At 67.9% G+C, this 19,383-nt stretch carries 14 protein-coding genes; 2 read left to right on the plus strand and 12 right to left on the minus strand.

Going from position 1 to position 19,383, the window contains the following annotated elements; all coding sequences use genetic code 11:
• Window positions 1-48 precede the first annotated feature (48 nt).
• The 9 genes from M0208_RS14960 to M0208_RS15000 all read right to left on the minus strand — a co-directional run bounded on the left by M0208_RS14960 (window position 49) and on the right by M0208_RS15000 (window position 13,773).
• Window positions 49-1,782, minus strand: a complete 1,734-nt coding sequence (locus M0208_RS14960; RefSeq protein WP_258892469.1) for a VWA domain-containing protein — start codon at window positions 1,780-1,782, stop codon at window positions 49-51.
• A gap of 106 nt (window positions 1,783-1,888) precedes the next feature.
• Window positions 1,889-2,506: an RNA polymerase sigma factor gene (locus tag M0208_RS14965; protein ID WP_258892470.1), complete on the minus strand. Its 618-nt coding sequence runs from the start codon at window positions 2,504-2,506 to the stop codon at window positions 1,889-1,891.
• A gap of 43 nt (window positions 2,507-2,549) precedes the next feature.
• A complete protein-coding gene (locus M0208_RS14970) occupies window positions 2,550-5,750 on the minus strand; it encodes an AAA family ATPase (RefSeq protein ID WP_258892471.1) in 3,201 nt (1,066 codons plus the stop codon).
• Window positions 5,751-5,850: 100 nt separating this feature from the next.
• Complete coding sequence (locus tag M0208_RS14975) at window positions 5,851-6,786, minus strand: acetoacetate decarboxylase family protein (protein WP_258892472.1); 936 nt, start codon at window positions 6,784-6,786, stop codon at window positions 5,851-5,853.
• An 11-nt stretch (window positions 6,787-6,797) separates the two neighbouring features.
• Window positions 6,798-7,820, minus strand: coding sequence for a hypothetical protein (locus M0208_RS14980; protein ID WP_258892473.1), 1,023 nt, complete (start codon window positions 7,818-7,820; stop codon window positions 6,798-6,800).
• Window positions 7,817-8,866 carry a polyprenyl synthetase family protein gene (locus M0208_RS14985; protein WP_258892474.1) on the minus strand — a complete coding sequence of 350 codons (1,050 nt, stop codon included), beginning with the start codon at window positions 8,864-8,866 and terminating at the stop codon, window positions 7,817-7,819. Before M0208_RS14985 ends, M0208_RS14980 begins: the two co-directional genes overlap by 4 nt.
• Complete coding sequence (locus M0208_RS14990; protein ID WP_258892475.1) at window positions 8,863-9,462, minus strand: hypothetical protein; 600 nt, start codon at window positions 9,460-9,462, stop codon at window positions 8,863-8,865. Before M0208_RS14990 ends, M0208_RS14985 begins: the two co-directional genes overlap by 4 nt.
• 167 nt (window positions 9,463-9,629) lie before the next feature.
• Window positions 9,630-11,735, minus strand: coding sequence for an FAD-dependent oxidoreductase (locus M0208_RS14995; protein WP_258892476.1), 2,106 nt, complete (start codon window positions 11,733-11,735; stop codon window positions 9,630-9,632).
• Between the two features lie 4 nt (window positions 11,736-11,739).
• Entirely contained in the window at window positions 11,740-13,773 is a 2,034-nt protein-coding gene (locus M0208_RS15000; protein ID WP_258892477.1) for a hypothetical protein, read from the minus strand.
• Window positions 13,774-14,152: 379 nt separating this feature from the next.
• On the opposite strand from M0208_RS15000, the gene M0208_RS15005 reads away from it, so the two are divergent.
• Both M0208_RS15005 and M0208_RS15010 read left to right on the plus strand, forming a co-directional pair.
• Window positions 14,153-14,620, plus strand: a complete 468-nt coding sequence (locus tag M0208_RS15005; RefSeq protein WP_258892478.1) for an energy transducer TonB — start codon at window positions 14,153-14,155, stop codon at window positions 14,618-14,620.
• A gap of 118 nt (window positions 14,621-14,738) precedes the next feature.
• Complete coding sequence (locus M0208_RS15010) at window positions 14,739-15,509, plus strand: phytochelatin synthase family protein (protein ID WP_258892479.1); 771 nt, start codon at window positions 14,739-14,741, stop codon at window positions 15,507-15,509.
• On the opposite strand, the gene M0208_RS15015 is transcribed toward M0208_RS15010, so the two are convergent.
• Genes M0208_RS15015 through M0208_RS15025 form a run of 3 tightly spaced genes read right to left on the minus strand, consistent with a single transcriptional unit; the run spans window position 15,485 to window position 19,370 of the window.
• Window positions 15,485-16,495: a glycosyltransferase family 4 protein gene (locus M0208_RS15015; RefSeq protein ID WP_258892480.1), complete on the minus strand. Its 1,011-nt coding sequence runs from the start codon at window positions 16,493-16,495 to the stop codon at window positions 15,485-15,487. The genes M0208_RS15010 and M0208_RS15015 overlap by 25 nt on opposite strands.
• Window positions 16,492-18,075 (minus strand): alpha-amylase family glycosyl hydrolase, encoded by a 1,584-nt coding sequence (locus M0208_RS15020; protein ID WP_258892481.1) that lies wholly within the window; start codon window positions 18,073-18,075, stop codon window positions 16,492-16,494. Before M0208_RS15020 ends, M0208_RS15015 begins: the two co-directional genes overlap by 4 nt.
• A gap of 5 nt (window positions 18,076-18,080) precedes the next feature.
• Window positions 18,081-19,370 (minus strand): glycoside hydrolase family 130 protein, encoded by a 1,290-nt coding sequence (locus M0208_RS15025; protein WP_258892482.1) that lies wholly within the window; start codon window positions 19,368-19,370, stop codon window positions 18,081-18,083.
• Window positions 19,371-19,383 lie beyond the last annotated feature (13 nt).

Here is a 19,383-nt window from a genome sequence, read left to right on the forward strand (position 1 = left end):
TCGCCGCCGGTCGAATGCTCGACCGGCGGCGAACACAGGCTATTCGTCCTACCGCGCCAGCGACCGGCTGACGCTGGCGGCGCGCACCATCTGCGCAAGTTCGGCGCGATAGCCAAAGCTGTCCGCGCCGCGCGCGCCGTTCACGATCCGCAGCACGTCGCCGTAACCCAGGCTGCCGTTATGCCGTCCGCCGCGGAGCAGTTCCGCGAAGGCGGCGACGCCGGTGGCGAAGCGCGCGTCCTGCGGCGCCTGATCGAACCGCGCCACCTCCACGGCGCGATCGATCGGGGTGGCGATCAGCCGGCTGGTGTCTGATTTCGGCAATTTGTAGCGGATCTTCACGAAACCGTATTCGCCGCCGCGCGAAGGCTGGGTCACGGCGGCCGGTCTGGCGTAGCGAAGGTCGCCGATCGCACGCGGTCCGCCGGCCGGCACGATTTCGTAGAGCGCGGTCACGGTCTGGCCGGAGCCGACGTCGCCGGCGTCGACCCGATCGTTGTCGAAATCGTCGCGGTTGAGCAATCGTGTCTCATAGCCGATAAGGCGATATTCCGCGACCGTCGACGGGTTGAACTCGACCTGGATCTTCACGTCCTTGGCGATCGGGAACAGCGTCGACGTCGCTTCGTCGACCAGCGTCTTCCGCGCCTCCCCAACGGTGTCGATATAGGCGGCGGCGCCGTTGCCGTTCTGCGCGAGGGTCTGCATCAACGCGTCGTTGTAATTGCCCATCCCGAAGCCGAGCACTGAAAGGAACACGCCCTTGCCGCGCTCGCGCTCGACGAAGCCCTTCAACTCGTCCTGGTTGGTGATGCCGACGTTGAAGTCGCCGTCGGTGGCCAGGATCACGCGGTTGACGCCGCGCGGGTCCAGATTGCGGTTCGCCAGCGCATAGGCCTGCCGGATACCCTCTGCGCCCGCCGTGCTGCCGCCCGCGCCGAGTTCGTCGATGACGCTCAGGATGCGCGACTTCTGGCTGGCGGGGGTCGGCTCCAGCGCGGTCCCGGCGGTTCCGGCATAGGTGACGATCGCGACCCGGTCGTTGGCGTCGAGTTGGTCGACCAGCATGGCCAGAGATTGCTTGACCAGCGGCAGCTTGTTGGGCTCGTTCATCGATCCCGACGTGTCGATCAGGAACACGAGATTTGCGTGCGGCCGGGTCTCGCGCTTGATCTCATAGCCCTTGATTCCGATCCGGACGAGCTTGCGCCCGGCTGTCCAGGGACTGGGGAAAACCGCGACGTTGCTGGTGAAGGGCTGCGCGGCGGAGTGCGGCGCGGCGTAATCGTAGGGGAAATAATTGACCAGTTCCTCGGTCCGGACCGCCGCCGGTTGCGGCAGGACGTTGCGGTTCAGCGAGGCGCGGACGAACGAATAGGATGCGGTGTCCACGTCGATCGAGAAGGTCGAGACCGGCTCCTCGCGCACCAGCTTGAATGGGTTCTGCGCGACGGGGGTGAATTTGTCGCGACCGGTGTCATGATACGGCGGGGGCACGGGCCGCCACGATTCCGCCGCCATGCGCGCCATCACCGGGCTGGGCGCGACCATGCCGGGTGGCGGTGGAGGTGGCGGCGGCGGTGGTGGTGGCACGGAAACGGTAGTGCCGGTGACGACGATGTCCCGCGCTTCCTTTTGCAGAGCCTCGGCGACAGAGGCGCGGCTGCCGGTGACGATCATGTCGTCGCCCTGTGCCGCGCCGTTTTCGATCCCGGTCCTGGCGCAACCGGCGAGCAGCAATGCGATCAGCGTGACCGCGACTGCTGGACGATATCGGGGCATGTCTCACTCCCTTGGCAACAGCGGCGCGCTGATCGGCCGCATGTCACTGGGACGCGCCCGCGCCCGGAATCCTTGGGACCAACACGAAATTTTTTCGACAGCCGCGTCAGCCGCCAGTGAGCAGGCGGCGCGCTTCATGCATCCGCCACGATATGGTCGCTTCGGCCACGCCCAGTACGGCGGCTGCTTCGGCGTGGCTGAGCTGCTGACCGGCGACCAGCACCACCGCGTCGCGATATGCCGGTTTCAAGCGGGCGACCGCGCCCTTCACCCACATCGCGTCATGCAGATCGCGGCCGTCCGGTCCGCGCGAAAGTCCGCTCCAGACGCCGAACTGCTCGGTCAGCCCCTGAAACGAGCGCCGCCGCCGCCGGGCGTCGCGGCAGGCGTTGAAGACGATGCTGGTCAGCCAGGTCGTGAACTTCGCATCACCGCGGAATTCGGCGAGCCGTTCGACCAGCGTGCAGCAGACGTCCTGCGCGACATCGTCGGCGTCGGCGCGCGATCCGATCAGTTGCCAGGCAAGGCCGTGAATGCGGTCGTAATGCCGCCGCAACAACGTCTCGAATGCCGCGCGGTCGCCGCGGCGGGCCGCAGCGACGAGATCGGTATCGGCATCGTCGCGTCCCATCGGCATCGCCCTGTGCTGGACCAGCAGCGATCCGCCCGCAACCCGCACCGGGTGGGTGGTGCAAGGCTGGCCGGTCGATGCGGCCGACAGCATGGACGCGGCCTCTCGTCGATCGCGGCGCCGGTTCTGCGTTCGGTTACGCGTTGACGGCAGCAGGTGATGGCAGCGTCATCCTGCGCAAGGTGGCGATCTTGGCTTGCTCGTTGATCAGGCCCAGCGCCGTCGCCTCGGCTCCGGCGGGAACGAGCATCGCATCGATCTCCGTCGCCGCGCCGCGGCCCGTTTTCAACATCAGTCCGGCGTAGGCGCGCCGGCTGGCCGTGGCGGCGGGGCGGGCGCCGATGCGGTCGTTGAGCGCGATGGCATCGTCGAAATGCGCCGCGGCGGCGTCGTGATCGCCCAGCAATCCCGCGAACAGTCCCGCCGAATGCGCCAGCGCGCCGTCGCATTTCGCGCCGACCGACATTCCGACTTGGTCCGCCACCGGGGCGAGCAACGGGTACAGCGCCTCCGCCGCGCGGCGGTCGTCGATCGCCGCCGACCCTTCCGCCAGCAAATGGACCGCCGATGCCCACGTCAGGTCCAGCGGCAGCGGGAATCCCTCTGCCGCCAGGTCGTCCAGCAGCGCCCGCGCCTCTTCCGCTTCGCCAGCCTCGCCCAGCGCGAAGATGAGCGCGGTGCGATAGGCCAGGACGTGGGGGTAGGTCGCGAGCGCTGCGCGGACCTGCGCGATCAGCGGCACGACAAGGCCGCGGCGGACGGTCAGCTCGAACATCTGCGCGCCGAAGATGCTGGCCGCGTGCGGCAGGCCGACCGCGCTGCACGCCTGGAACGTCGTGCCGATCCGCGCCTCGGCATCGGCATCGCCGCGCATCAGCGCCAGCATCGCGCGCAACACTTGCGGGAACAGCGCGAAGAACGGCGCGCGCTGCTGCGCGGCGGCGGCCTCGCAGCGCAACAAGGCCTGTTCGGCGGCCTCGATATCGCCGTTCTGGAGCAGCGCGTCGAAGCGCAGATGCGCGGCCTGCGTCGCCAGCCCGTGATTGCCCAGACCGAACGTCAGATCTTCCAGTTCGCGCGTCAGCGCCAGCCGCTCGTCCAGCGTCATCGGGCTCTCGATCGACAGGATGCGCGCCGCCAGCGCACGCGCCAGCGTCGCCGGATCGTCCAGCCGCCGTGCGAGCATGATCGCCTCGGTCGTGAGTGCATCGCGGCGTTCGCGTTCGGAGCCGTAGCGCAGCTCGATCGCCAATTGCCCGGTCAGGCGCACACGGAGATGATCGTCGCTGTCGCCGAGCGTGGCGAGCGCCTCAGCATAGAGCGCGACCAGGCCGCCATCGACGCCGTTGCCCCATTGCAGGCCGTTAAGATGCCCGCTGCCGAGCGCCGCGGTCGCCAACCGATGCGCATCGCCCAGCGCGCGCGCTAGGTCGGCCGCGCGCGTCATCGTTTGCCGGAATGCGATGATCCCGGCGCTGCGCTGCGCGGTGGCGAGGCCGATCAGCAGATCGCATCGCTGCGCCGTATCGCCCGCGCCATCCGTCTCGATCAACGCCAGCGCGCGCGTAAAATAGTCGATGGCGGATTCGTAGGCGAGCGCGCGTTGCGCCTTCTCACCCGCCCGCACGAGATAGAGCAAAGCCTTCTCGGCGTCGCAGGCGGCGGACCAGTGATAGGCCAGTTCGTCGACGCACTTCGACGGGTCGCCGCCCGCGCGGCGTTCGAGCGCTTCGCCGATACGACGGTGCATCCGCCTACGCCGTGCGCCGCTCAATCCCTCGCACAACGCCATGCGGACGATCGCGTGATTGAACCGGTAGCAGTCCGCGACGCCCGGTAGCTCGGCGATCAGCGCGGCCGACGTGCCTTCGTCGAGCGCGTCGAGGATCGCATCCTCGTCGATCTCGTCGACCACGTCTTCGAGGACCAGCAGGTCGAACTGCTGCCCGATGACTGCGGCCGTGCCGAGCAGCTTGACGGTGTTCGGCGCAAGACGATGGAGCCGTCGGTCGACGACTTCGCGCACGCTCTCCGGCACCGTAGCCGCCGCGTCGGACTCGTCCGCCGCCGACAACTTGCCTCCTTCCGCCAGATGGTGCGCCAGCTCGCCGACGAAGAACGGGTTGCCCGCAGTGCTGGCGTGGACCGTCTCGGCCAGGCGATCCGCGGCCGTATCGATCCCGCTTGCCTCCAACAGCTTCGCCACCGCATCGGCGCCGATCCCGTCCAGCGACATTCGCGTTACCACGGGCTCGCGTCGCAGATCGGCCAGCACCGGCGACAGGATGTGGGTCGGCATCACGTCGCTTTCGCGGAACGTTCCGAGCACCAGCAGGCGCAAGGCTGCGGTTGCGCTGGCAAGATGCTTCAGCAGCAGCAGGTCCGACGCGCCCGCCCATTGCAGGTCGTCGAGGACGAGAACGACCGGCGCGGCGCGCGACGCGTCAGCCAACAGGCCTTCGACCGCCTCGAACAGCAACAACCGTTCGGCCTCTCCACCGATCGCGCTGTCGCCGCCTCCGCTCATTCCCAGACGTTCGCGCAGTTCGGGCAGCAGGCGGAGCAATCCCTGGCCGCGGGCGCGGAGATGGCGGTGCAATGCGGCGTCGCCGACATGCGCGGCGTAGAAGCGCAAGGCTTCGCTGAACGGCCGGTAGGAGGTTGGCACATCTTCGTCGCAATGGCCGAACAAGACCGTCGCTCCCGCGGCGTGCGCGCTGCGCGACAGGTCAGAGGCGAGGCGGGTCTTGCCGATCCCCGGCTCGCCGCCGATCAGGACGATCCGGCCCGCGCCGCTCTGAACCGATTCCCAGGCCGTATCGAGCGATGCGATTTCCGGATCGCGTCCGACCAGCGGCAGCGCCGGAAGCGCCGCCAGCCGCTGCGGCAGCGGCGGCTGAACGTAGCCCGCATCTTCGGGTTCAGCCTCGCTTGCTACCTGACCGCGCTCTCCGACGAGCGCCGCGATGCTGCGCATCACCTTGTCCCAGCCGGGCGCGGCGGTGTCGCCCAACCATTGCCGCAGGTCGGCGCACTGGATCTGGTCGAACGGCATCGGCGGCAGCGCGCCATCGAGCGCGATCTGCACCAGCTTGCCGTATTCGCGCGCGCGATTGGCCTCCGACCGAACCCATTGCGAGGCCGCAGCGGCGGGCGACCACAATACGATCACCGCCTTCGCCAGCCTAAGTCGTTCCTCGATCACCTCGGCATAGGCGCGGTGCACAGGCAGCAGATCGTCGCGCCACACCGAATGCCCGGCGCGTTTCAGCGCGGCAACGATCTGTTCGGCCACGATTTCGTCCGGCCGCGCGTAGGAAACGAAGATATCGGACATCTACGGCATCGCCCATCCCGTCGCGTAGACTAGCGCGGATCGCGAATTTCTAACAGCGAAATGCGGGTTTTCCGTGTTTCGAAGAGGCGCAGCATGACGTTCACGCAATGGTCGCGGCCGACATCGACAGGTCCAGCGTCACGCCCCAGGCGGCCATCGGGGTGTAGCGGATTCCGCCCGTCGATTGCGGCACGCCGCCGGTCAGGCCCAGCGTGTCGGTGATCGGGAAGGTCGCATTGTCGAACACGTCGATCTCCGCATTCCTCCAGACGCGAAAATCGCGCTCGTTGCTGGATTGAAAACGCATCCGCACGATATCGATCAACCGTGCCTCGGTCGGCGCTCCGCAGTCGCGCACCTGGCGCAGCGCGAAGCACCCGCCAGCAAGTTCGTCCACGCTTGCGAGCGGCAGTTCCATCAGGTCGCGCACCGCGGGCGGTACCAGCGCGTCGATCACCGGCACCTGCAGCCCGCCGCTGGGAAAGCCGTGCGTCGCCGCCGACGTGGCGAGATCGGGGGTGTCGGCGCGCACCGCGAACAATCGGTGCACGTCCTGTTGCGACGTCTTGGAATGCGTTTCCAGCGCCAACATGCTGACGGCGGCCGAATAATCGCCGTTCGCTGTGTCGTCTGTGTAGATGCGACCCAGCGTTTTCGGCAACCCGACCACCATCTCGCCCGAAATCGCCGAGGTGCCGTTGTCGACCCCCATGAACGGAAAGGTCCAGCCTAGCTCCAACGGAAACAGGCCGCCGAAGCTGCGGATCACCGGGAACATGAAGAAATATTCGTTCTGCACGCTGAAGCCCAGATCCTGCCACGCGTCGGCGACCATCTTCGGATAATGCGCGACATAAACGAAGACGACGGGGAAGGCGGGGAAGAACGTGCTGTCGCCGACGCCGTCGAGCATCGCCTCGCACCAACCGGCAAGCTTATCGAAGGACGCGGGCAGGGCGAAACCGCGCAGCATCGTGCCCGGAAAAGACCAAGGCGGCGGGCTTTGCTGGCCCCACGGGGTTTCCCTGAACAACATGAGGCTGCCTCCTACCCAGGCGGTTCGACGATCGCGGCCGCGCCGCACGCCAGCACGAATTCAGGTCCGAACAGCCGCGACGGCGTCTGGAAGCCGGCGCGCCGCGTTCCCGCAAGCCACGCGCGCACCGCGGCGGCGGCGGTCAGCGTGGTCGTCGTGTAACCGTCGCGTGTCCGCAGCATGACGCGTGCCGTACGCCTCCAGCGATCCTCGGCCTCGGCGACGAGAATCATGTCGTGCAGCTCAAGCGACGGATCGGCGATCGACGAATGGCCCGCGGACAGTTCGCGCACGAGCGGCGCGGCGAGCGCGCCCGCGCGGATCGCCAGTTCGCCGAGAAATCCCGTCGCCGAATAAACCTCCAGCGTCTCCACCCCGATCGAGTGGGCGACCGTTACGATGTCTGGCCAGCTGACCGCGACAGCGCGTGTCGGGCCGTCGCCGAAATCGAAAGCGCGCCACAGCGTCCCCGCCGAATGACGCCGCAGCACGCCGTCGCGGCGGACCCGGACGGCGGAATCGTTCATAGCGCGGAGCGTCGCGCGCGATCCGCGCGACAGGCCGTGCGGCGTCGACATCGCGAGCCGCAGGCGCGTCGCGTCCGGGAACCGCGCCGCCGCCAGCGCCAGCGCGCCATCGGTCGCGGCGATTGCGAAACCGATGCCGGGGAGCAGCATCGTGTCGGCGTCGGCCGCCTCCTGGTCGCGGGCCAGCGCGTGCGCGAACACCGGCCATTCCCCGGCGATGTCCATATAATCGGTGCGCGTCCGCACGCAGGCTTCGATCGCGGGTTCGGCCGTGCGCGCGAAGGGCCCTGCGGCGTTCACCACCAGTCCGATGTCGTCCAGCCCATCGGCGATGTCGCCATCCGCTCCGAGCACGCGCGCTTCGAGCCGAAGGTGGCCCGCCAGCGCAAGCAGCGCCGCGGCGTCGCGACCGCCCAGCACGAGCCGGTCCGCGAGATCGCAAAGCGCCGCGGCGAGCAATCGACCCGACCGGCCGGTTGCGCCGTACAGGAGCACGCGCTGCTTCATGTGCGCTCGAACACCCACGGCACCAATCCGTGGAGGAAATCGCGATCCTCCGACGGGGGCGAGTCGCCCAGCGCACGCTCCAGCTCATATCCGGCGGCTCCGGCTAGCGCGTGGGCGGTGCGTTCGGCGTGGGCGACCGATCCGACCCGCGTCAGGCAATCGGCGAGATCGCACAGCAGCGCATCCGACCGCTCGGCCACCGGTGTGGAGCACCATTGCATGACCAGCCGCCGATCGTCTCCGCGCGCTGTGCGGGCGGCGTGCAGCACGATCAGCGTCCGCTTGCCCTCGCGCAGGTCGCCAAGCGGCTCCTTCCCGTAGGCGCGGTCGGCGACGAGGTTGAGGAGGTCGTCCTGGATCTGGAAGGCGAGTCCCAGTAGCCCGCCGAACTTCCCGATCGCGTCCGGGTCGATCGGCCGCGTTCGCCCCAGCAGCAGGCCGAGTTGCGCGGGCCAGATCACCGACGTCGCCGCGGTCTTGCGCAGCGCCATGCGGAAATAATCGGCATCGTCCAGATCGAGGCGATCGTTTTCCCGCCAACCCAACTCCAGCGCCTGACCCTCCGCCGCATCGCGCGCCACGCGACGGGTCAGCGCCAGCCCGCGCTCCAGCCGATCCGCCCCGCGCCGCCGCAGCGCGGCGATCAGCGGATCGAATGCGAGCAGCATCGCCGCACTGCCCGCGTTCAGCGCGAGCGGCACGCCGTGCAATTTGTGCAGCGTCGGCGCGCCGCGGCGGAGATCGCTGCCGTCCTCGATATCGTCGTGGACGAGCTGTGCGTTGTGAAACAACTCCACGGCAACCGCCGCATCCAGCACGTCGTCCAGCGATGCGCCCGCGATGCGCGCGGTGGCGATCAGGATCGCCGGGCGCATCGATTTGCCCCCACGCGACGGGTAGTCCGCGAGCAACGCGTCGAGGTACGGCGCCGGCGTTTCCACGGAGAGCCAGCGATCGAGACGCGCGCGGGTCGCCCGGCCGTACTCCTGCAGGAGATGCGGAACGATCGGCGGCGTTTGCCGGGTCGCCTTCGCCGCGTGGCTCATGCCGATGGCCCCGGTCCCGGCACCGTCAGCGAGATCGACCCGAGCAGCCGACCGCTCCCCGCGTCGTGGACGGTGCCCGAATAGACGCCGGGCGGTTGATCGGGCGGCACCGGGGCCAGCAGCGCGGGTGCGCCCGTATCGGGGTCAGCCCCCAGCCGCACCCCGGTGATCGCCGCGGTCTCGGCCGGGTTGTTCAACTGCCGCAGCGGCGTGACCTGCGGCGGCCCGGTCAGGCCCGTCAGCGGTTCGATCAGCGCCTCGCCGATGGCGGACGGATGTCCGATCACGCGCACCGTCACGCCGCCGCCGCCGGGCTGCTGACCCGGCCGCGACGGATCGGATGGCGGCGTGCGGGACCGCACCGCATCGCGCAACCGCGGATCGTCCAGCACGGCGGCGACTAGATCGAACCAGGTTCCGCCCAGATCGCGCGCCAGATCGAGCACGCGCCGCCCGAGAATCTGCACATCGTCGGTCGCGTCGCCCAGATTATAGTCGTGCGCCCGAAATCGATCCGCCGCCATCCGGCCGTGGCGCAGATTCTCCTCGATCACCTGATACCCCAGCCGCACCGCGTCCGCGACGACGTCTGGCACCTCCTTAGCGCCGGTGTCGGCGAACGTCTGATTTGCGTCGGCACCAGTGTCACGCGCGCGGCTGCCGGGCGAACGGTCTGGCCCGTCGCGGTCTGGCGCAGCGCGTCGCTGCCGTGGTTGGTATGGTGGTGGTTTCGGATCCATGATGCTTGCACCTCTTCGCAGGTTCAGGGGTGATCGAAGCCCGTGATGGCCTCCAGCGGTGGCGATCCGGACAAGGCGTGCGCGGCGAGCATCCCCGACATCACCGCGGATTCCGTGCATCCGGTGTTGAGGCCGTTCGCGGTCCAGTCTCCCGCGACGGTCAGATTGTCGTAATCGAGCGCGAGCGGCGAGATGCGCCAACGCGTCGCGCCGGGCAGGCAGAGCGTGTAGCGGTCGCTGGGGACGACATTCGCACGCCAGTAGAAATTGTCGCTCTCGGCCCGATCCTTGCTGCCGGATATATCGCGCCACAGCGCGCCGTCATTTCGCAACCCCGGCCACAGATCCGACGCGGGCCCGTCGAGGAATCGCACCGCGGATTCGCGCACCGCGTCCCGCGCCGCGCGTTCGAACCCGCGTCCCTTCGACTGGCCGGGCCGGTCCGCCAGCACGCCGCAGAAATAGACCGCTGAGCCCGGCGGTTCGCGACCGGCTTCGCGCCATCCTTCTTCGGGAATGATGTGGCGCATGTCGCACCACGTATCGAACGGCTTGGCGAAGGCCGACGCGATCGGCACGTCGGAGTTCCAGCCCAGGGTGGCGAGGTCGTCGCGCAGCCAGATCTGGAACGACTGCGTGGCGACGGTCTTGACGCGGCCGACCATCGCCCGCCATCGCGGGTTATGCTGCAGGATCGCGCCCGCGACATCAGGCAACGCCGCGACGCCGACCGCGAGCACGACGAAATCAAAATCGCGGCCGACCGTCAGATCGATCTTCGCGACGGGTTCGCCGCGTTCGTGCGATTCCAGATCGACGCAATCGAGCCCCTCTCTCCGCTGCAACGAATCCCAGCGCGGCTCGGCCGGCCAGCATGGCCGCCCGGCGACCTTGATGAGCGGATCGTAGTCGGAGCGTTCGCCGATCAACGCAGCCTGCGCATCGAAATGCAGCGCGCTGACATGATCCTGTGATTCCGCCAGCGCGACATGGGTCAGGCGGTGGAAGAAGCGGAATTCCACGCCGCGGCGGCGCAGGCATTCGTAAAGCGGCGCGAACACCACGTCGCCCATCCCGGCGCGCATCCGCCAGAACAATGCGCCGCGATAGCCGAAGAACATCCGCACCGTACCGCGCAGCGCCGCCCCCGCGGCGATCCGCGGACGCGCGGCGTCGCCATCCTCATACGCCATCGCCAGATCGTACATCCCCTGCACGAACGGCGACTGCACCGCCGCCTCCGACGCGCCATTCGCGCGAAGCCAGTCGCGGCAATCCCAATCGTCGAGCGAATCGAGACCCTCGGGATGACCGATCAGGCGGTGACGGACGGTGCCGACCAGAGACGCCATGACCAGTTCCGCAACCAGACAGATGTGGCGATCGGGATGATCGGCGAGAAAGCGCTTCTCGGTCCAGCCGCGCAGCGCCTTCGCGGTCTGTTCGGCGATGTCCAACAGGGCGTTTTGTTCGGCCCCGCGCGCGGTTTTTTCGAGACCCGCGCCGAGCAGCAACAACGACTGCGTCAGGAAGGTGGAGCCGAGCAGCAACCCGCGGTCCAGCATCGTGTGCACCGAGGCGGGCCAGTCGTCGCCCGGTTCGGGCTGCGCGCCCAGCGGCTCCGCTGCGGTGTCGAGCAGCAACGTGCGCAACATCGCCAGCGCCCCCGCGACATAGCCCCGCATCGGGTCTTCGGGCGGATCGTGATCGGGGTCGCCGGGCAGGCCGGGCCGGGGCGGAAAGCGGCCGCGCCACAGTCGCCATCCCGCCGCGGCGTCGGGCGCGAACACGCCGATATCGGGCTCAGGCAGAAACGCCTCGCGCCAGTCGCCATAGGGCGAACCGAGCGGATGCGCGGCGAGTTCGTCATATGCCTCGCGGATCAGGCGGAACGCGTTCTCGTAGAATCCCAGCCAGACGTGTAGGCCGTGTTCCTCGATCCGCCCGGCGACCCCGCGCCCCGACGCGCCTTTCCCGCCAAGCCGCCACCCCTGTTGATAGATGGTGATCCGGTGGCGGCCCTTATGGATTGGGCGGGACAGTTCGAACGCGGCGCTAAGCCCGGCGCATCCTCCCCCGACGATGGCGATCTGGACGGGCCGATCGTCCGGGTCGCCCTGCGCGGTCACCGCGTCAGGACTCTATCGCCATCGAAAGATGCGCAGATGAGTCGTCGGGTTCGTCACCTGTCAGCAGCGCCAGGGCGTCGAGCAGTCGCGCTTGCTGCCGCGGTATGGGGAATACGATCGGGTCGCGAGAAACCCGCCCTCGCGCGCGCGCCAGCGCGCGCTCCGCCTCGTCGATCCGCCCCAGGCGCGCCAGCGACGCCGCCAGCACGAATTGCGCGGGCACGTAATCGGGGACGAGCGTGACGATCTCGCGCTGCACGACCTCCGCCTCGGCGAAACGGTCCATCAGGAACAGGCAATTGCCGATCCCGGTGAGCTGGAACGGCCGATACGTCGATCGCGGATCGAGCCGTCGCGCCTTTTCGAAGCGATCGAGCGCCACGTCGGGCCGGTCGGACAGCAGCTCCAGCCATCCCGCCCAGAACAGGGTGAACGCCTTTTCCGGGTTCAATTCCAGCGCGCGGTCGAGCAACCGCCTGGCCTCCAACAGATTGCCGCTAATGTTCAGGATTGCGCCGGCCGTCACCGGCAACGCCATCAGATCGTCGCGCCCCAGCCGCGCGGCGCGTTCGATATACGCTTCCGCCTTCGCGCGCGATTGCGCCGGATCGTCCGACCATTGGTTCATGAACAGCGCGGCGTGGCAGAAGCCCGCGGTCGCCGCCGCCCACGCATAGTCGGGGTCGAGCGTCGCGGCCTCCTCGGCCAGCGCCAGCGCCGCCTCCATCGACTCGCGGTCATAATTGTTGAGCTTGGCGTTGGCGCGCAGATTCAGGTCGTAAGCGGTCGCCGTCGATCCCTGCGGCGACGCGGCGCGCTGCATCTCCGCCTCGGTGATGGTCGAATCAATGACGCTGGCGACCTGCGACGCGACGCGATCCTGCAGGTCGAGCAGGTCGGAGAGCTCGCCATCGAAGCCGTCGCCCCAGATCTGCTGCCCGCGCGGCGCATCGATCACCCTGATCGTGATCCGGACGTGTCCGCCCGCATGGCGCACGCTGCCTTCCAGCAGATAGCGCACGCCCAGTTCGGCCGCGATCGCCTGTACCGGTTTCGCATTGTTGTCCGGCGTCAGACTGGACCGGCCAGCGACGACGAACAGCGACGAAAAGCGCGACAGCGCGAGGCTGATCTCCTCCGCCAGCCCGCCTGCGAACGACTGGCCAGCGGCCTCGTCGGACAGATCGACCAGCGGCATGATGGCGATCGACGGCTTGGCGGGCAGCTCCGGCCGGGGGTCTGGGTCAGGCAGCGGCGCGGCGCCGACCACCGTCGCTTCGAACAGCGGACCGTCCAGCGCGTCGGCGATCGCTTCGCCCGGCGGCGGCAGGCCGTCGCGGGCGAGTGCGGCGGCCAGCGCACGCGCGCGGCGTTGCGCCGCGGCGGGCGCGGCGCGGAGGCGTTCGGCGCGGATCGCCAGCGCCGCCACGCGCTCGTCCAGCGGATCGCGCGCCAACCATGCGTCGGCGAGGCCCAGCGCGGTCGTCCAGTCGCTGTCGCCGATTGCGCCCGCCACCGCCGCCGTTGCCGCCTCGCCCAGTTTCCGGTCGAGCGCCGCGCGCGTCATCAGCGCCCAGTCGTCGAACACGTCGCCGATATGCAGACCATCCAGCAGCGGCACTGGCCCGATCGCAGTCAGCGCGTCCAGCAAGGCGCGCGCGTCCCCCGCCGTCAGCGCGGTGGCGAGCGCAGCATGGTCGCAAGCGTGCGATTCCGGTTCGATCCAGATCCATTCGCGGTCGGACCCGACGATCTCGTTTGCCGCACCGCGCAGCTCGGCCAGGCATTGCCGCAGGCTGGCGCGGGCCTGGGCGTCCGCGCGATCGGGCCAGAGCAGCCCGCACAGCCGCTCTCGGGTGGCGCGGTGGCCTCCATCCAGCGCCAGATACGCGAGGATCGCCCGGCTGCGCCGCCCGAGCGCCACGGGCAGTTCGTCGCGAAAGAGCGCAGGGTCGCCGAACAGCCGGAGATGGATATGCGCGGCCGGACCGCGCTGAGGCGCGGTCGCCAGTACGGAATTTGGACGAGCTCCGCCCATCGTTCACCCCCGCCGAGATGCGCCGCGCCGCGCCGCGATCACGTCGCGCGGGCACCAGGACGCCCTTGCCGATTATCAGATGAGTCCCGGTCGGACAAGAGATCGGCCGGTTTCGATCGATCGGATCGACTGAAAGTACACGATTATTCGGGGTAGAGCGGGATGACCTTAGGTACAGGGCGCAGCTTCCCTTCGCCGCCGACGAAGAACTGGATCGGCTGATCTTCCAACCATTTACGCGCAACACCGCGCTTTTTACGCACGGCCCGATCTTTTCACGATCATTTCACGCTTGGTCCACGCCAGCGCTCACGCACCCGGGCGCAAAAGGAAGTTGTCCGATGAGCAACGTCGGAAACGAAACCAGCGGGAGAATGAAATGAAACAGATTGTTATCGGCCTGATGAGCGGACTGGTCACCGCGACGTTGCTGTTCGCCAGCACGTCCGTGAATGCCAGCACGGACCCGCTCCAGGGTTGGGTGCAGGCCGCCAACAAGAAGATCGAAGGCCGGATGGTCTATCCGTCCAACGGCGAAAGCGGGGTCGTCGTCGCGACGTTCCAGCGCGGCCAGGATGGGCGGCCCACCGCGATCACGATCCGGTCGGCCAGTCCGGCGATGGCGCGGGCCGCGCGGCTCACGCTCAACCGGGTGCGCGATCTTGCGCCGCTGCCCGCGGGATACGACGGAAAACGTATCCGCATGCAGATGCTGATCGGGGATCCGACCGACGCCGCCGATTATTACGCCCAGCGCAAGCAGTTGCTGGCGGCGGCGGAGCAGAACAACGTGCAGCTCGCGGCGAAGCTGCAACCGGTGCAGGTCGCGGCCACCCAGCCGCGGTAACGAATGCCGGACGCTCCAAGGGGGCGGGCGGGGGTGGCGATGCCGCCCCCGCCTTGCCGCGTGGCTCCTTCATGCTGCGGGCCGAGCGTGATACCCTCGTCGGCAACAGGTGGCCGGTATGAACGACGCGACTTTCGAAACCCGACGCCGACGTCTGCTTCGTCGCACCCTGTTCGCCTTCCTCGCATTGTTGTTGCTGATCGTCACAGTAGGCGCGATCATCATCGGCCCGTTGCTGTTCGCGCCGAACAATTATGCGGGTGTGCCGTCGATCGAGCGACGCGCGGACTATCGTTCGCCCGCGCTGATGAAGGCGGCGTGGACCCTGCCGGTCGCGCGGACCTACGCCCGCAACCGCTTCGAATTTCAGGACAACCCCAGCTTCTGCGGGCCAACCAGCGTCGCCAATCTGCTGCATTCGATCGGTATTCCGCTTTCGCAGCATTCGGTGATCGACGGAACGCCATATGATCCGTGGTTCGGCGTGTTGATCGGCGGGATGACGCTGGACGATCTCGCGCGGCTACTGGCGATGCGGACGAAGGCGCGGGTTCAGGTGGTGCGCGACCCGACGCTGGCGCAGTTCCGCGCGCTGATGACGGTAGCGAACGATCCGCGGCGGCGGATGATCGTCAACTTCCACCGCGGCCCCATGTTCGGGCGCGGGCATGGGCATTTCTCACCGGTACTGGGTTTCCTTGCGGACCGCGATCTGGTGCTGGTGGGGGATGTGAACGCCGACTACGGGCCGTATCTGACGCCGGTCGACCGGCTGTGGCGCGCAACCGATACCATCGACGATGCGACAGGCAAGGAGCGCGGGCTGATTGTCGCCGATGTGAGCGCCCCGAAAACTGCCGGACTCTACCCGCCGAGAATGCGGCGGTAGAGCGCGAGATAATCGTCGGCCATCCGGTCGACGGTGAAGCGGTCCGCCACCGCGCGGCGGACCGTAGCGCGATCGATGTCATCGATGCGAGTGATCGCGGCGACTGCTTCCGCGGGCGTGTCGACCAGGAAGCCCGTGACGCCGTGGTCGATCAATTCGGGCATCGATCCGCGCCGCGTCGCGATCACCGGCGTGCCGCACGCCATCGCCTCGATCACCGAAAGCCCGAATGGCTCGTCGAAATTGATCAGGTGGAGCAACGCGCGCGCATTACCGAGCGCGCGCACTCTGTCAGCCCCGCCGACGACGCCGTGGTAGCTGATCGTCGTCCCGTCATGGACGGGCGCGACCTCGCGGTCGTGATAGCCCGCATCCTGCACGATGCCGTACATATGGAGATGACGGCCGCTCGCGCGCGCCGCAGCGATCGCTTCCGCCGCGCCCTTGTCGGGATGGATGCGGCCGAAGAACAAAAGGTCTTCGCTGCCGTGCGCATCGAACGGGAAGTCGTCGATCGGAATGCCGTGATGGATCGTCGCGGCGTAGCGGAGCGCGGGGTGGCGATCGGCCGCACTGATCGCGACGTAATGCACCCGGTCCTGAAACGGCGCGTACATCGGCATGATCCGGTCGGACGAGAAGCCGTGGATCGTCGTGACGATCGGCGTGTCGGTCAGCGGTGCGAAGGCGTGCGCCGGAAAATCGGCCTGGTTGTGGATCAGGTCGAAGCGGTCGGCGCGCTCGAACAGATACGACAGATGGCGAAATTCCCAGACCTTCGCGTCGATTGACGGATCTTCGGAATAGGGCGCGGGAACCACACCATCCAGCGTGCCTGCCGTGATGCTGTCGAGCGTCGCGAACAGCGTAACGTCGACTCCGCGCGCGACCAGCGCCTCGGTGAGCAGGCTGGTGACGAGTTCCCACGGGCCATAGTGCCGCGGCGGCGTGCGCCAGGCGATCGGGGCGAGCATCGCGATCTTCATGCGACGATGACTCCTTCGTTTGGATAGAGCATGCCCGGTTCGGGATCGCCATCCAGGGTCGAAAGCAGGGGCGTTCCGCGCCAGTCGACCGTGACGTTGTTCGATGTGAGATTGAGCAGAATCAGCAGCGGCTCTCCCTCATGCACGCGCTGGTACGCAAGCACGCCATCCGGCGCGTCGACCAGCGCAAAGCCGCCCACCGCCAGCGCCGGGGTCGCACGGCGCAGTGCGAGCAGGTTGCGATAGAGGCTCAGGATCGAGCACGGATCGGCATCCTGCGCCGCGAAGTTGCGGGTCGGCCAGTCGTCGCCCAGCGGCAACCACGGTTCGCCGGTCGAGAAACCCGCGTTTGCGCTCGCATCCCACGGCATCGGCGTGCGTGAGCGGTCGCGGCCGATATCGAGGTCGGGCTGGCGGAAATGCTGGGGATCACGGATGCGGTCGGGGGGAATGTCGACTCGGCCGATCCCGATCTCGTCGCCCTGATACATCGTCGGCGTACCGCGCAAGGTGAGCAGCAGCATCGCCGCGACGCGCGCCTGTGCCTCTCCGATCCGAGCGGCGATGCGCGGTGCGTCGTGGCTGCCGATCACCCAGTTCGGCCAGCCGAATTCGGGCAACGACGCTTCGTACTTCGCGATCATGCGCCGCAGCACGCCCGCGTCCCAGCAGTTCTCGACCAGCTGGAAATTGAACGGCAGATGGACCTGCGGGCGCTTGGGCGTGCCGTACCAGCGTGCGTGGCGATCGTTGGGCAGGAAAATCTCGCCGATCAGCACGCGTTCCTGTCCGGTCTTGGCTCCATAGCTGTCGGCCAATGCGCGGAAATCGGCGGAGATGGCGTGCGCTTCCTCCTGGTCGGTCGAATGGAGCTGGATCAGCCGGTCACGCTCGGTGCGGCCGGGCGTCCAGTCCGGGTTCACCGGATTGTCGGGCAGCCCTTCGGCCTTCACGATATGCCACAATACGTCGATGCGGAATCCGTCGACGCCGCGGTCGAACCAGAAACGAAGCACGTTCATCATCGCCGCGCGCAGGTCCGGATTGCGCCAGTTGAGGTCGGGCTGTTCCTTCAGGAACGCGTGGAGATAATATTGCCCGGTCGCCGCATCCCATTCCCACGCCGATCCGCCGAAATCGCTGATCCAGTTGTTGGGCGGCCCGCCATCGGGCTTCGGATCGCGCCAGATGTACCAGTCACGCTTCGGACTGTCGCGCGTGGCGCGGCTTTCCACGAACCACGGATGCTGATCCGAACTGTGGTTGGGGACGAAATCCAGCAGCAGCTTCAGCCCGCGCGCATGAACCGCGGCGAGCAATCGATCGAACGTCGCGAGATCGCCGAACAGCGGATCGATGCTGCAATAATCCGCCACATCGTAACCGAAATCCGCCATCGGCGACGGAAAGATCGGTGACAGCCAGATCGCATCGACGCCCAGCGCGACGACATGATCCAGCCGCGCCTCGATCCCGGCGAGATCGCCCACGCCGTCGCTGTCGCTATCCTGGAATGACCGCGGATAGACCTGATAGATCACCCCGCGCTCCCACCAGCGCGCGTCCGGCCGACCATCCACGCGCCTTACTCCATCACGCTCAGCAGATCGTCGACCGATGCGGTGGCGAACGCGGTGAAGCTGTCGGCGACCGCGTACGGCAGCATCAGGTCGCGGCCGTGCACCATCGCGCCGCAGCTATAGACGACGTTGGGGACATAGCCGTCGCGTTCGTGCGGGCTGGGCGCCAGCACCGGCCGCGGCGTGCGCGCCAGCAGCTTCGACGGATCGTCCTTGTCGAGCAAACATGCGCCGATGCAGTAATTGCGCACCGTGCCGACGCCGTGGGTCAGCACCAGCCAGCCTTCGTCGATTTCGATCGGCGAACCGCAATTGCCGACCTGTACGAACTCCCATGGGTAGCGCGGGGTCACCAGCTTCGTGCCGCCCTCCCAATGCAGGATGTCGTCGGAAAACAGCATCCAGACGTTCTTGCTGTCGTGGCGGCCGAGCATCGCATAACGGCCGCCGACGCGGCGCGGGAAGAGGGCCATGCCCTTGCCGCCCGATGCGTCGCCGGTCAGCTTGCGCATCTGGAACGACTGGAAATCGACCCCGGTCAGCAGTTCGGATCGCGCCTCCGACCCGCTGAACGCGGTGTAGGTGCCGTAATAGGTGACGCTGCCGTCGTCGTCGACGAAGCGGACGAGGCGCATGTCCTCCACCCCTTGCCGCTGGCTCGGCAGGATCGGGAAGATGACGGTTTCGGAGATCGACCGGCTGCCGCCGCAGCGCAGGTGGACGACCGCATTGTCGTCGCCGTCAGTCCGTTCGATGATCGGCGCGACCGACACCGGACTGGGATCGTCGACCGCGATCGCGCCGCCCGGCGTCCATGCGCCGGTGCGGAATGTCACCGACGATACGTGCCCTTCGCCGATCCCGCGCAGCGCCATGACGAACCGCACTGCGCCGTCGGGCAGCCCCGACTGATCCGGGTGCAGCACCGCGCTGGGGTTGAACAACGCCGCCGCCTCGTAAGCATATTCCTGACTGAAATACGCGCCGATCAGGCGGCGCTGGTCGTCTTCGAAGCGATCCGCGCGCGTGATCCGGCCGGCGACCTCATCGAACCGCCGCCGCAACAGCGCATCGACGTCGCGGTGGTTCTCGTCGAGCGAATGCGTGATCCCGTCCAACTGGCGCTGCAATTCGGGTGCGTCGAGCGCGACGATCATGTCGACGACTTCCTGCGTGCGCGTCTCGCCCTGATCGAAGCCCGCGGGATAGCCCGGCTCGAACGGCCGGACCACGGTGCGCGACGGGTCGGGCCGCAGCGTCACGTCGTGGAAGGTCAGCTTTGCGCGTTCGGTCATTCCGGTCCCCTCA

The organism is Sphingomonas sp. SUN019, from assembly GCF_024758705.1.
Classification (GTDB): domain Bacteria; phylum Pseudomonadota; class Alphaproteobacteria; order Sphingomonadales; family Sphingomonadaceae; genus Sphingomonas.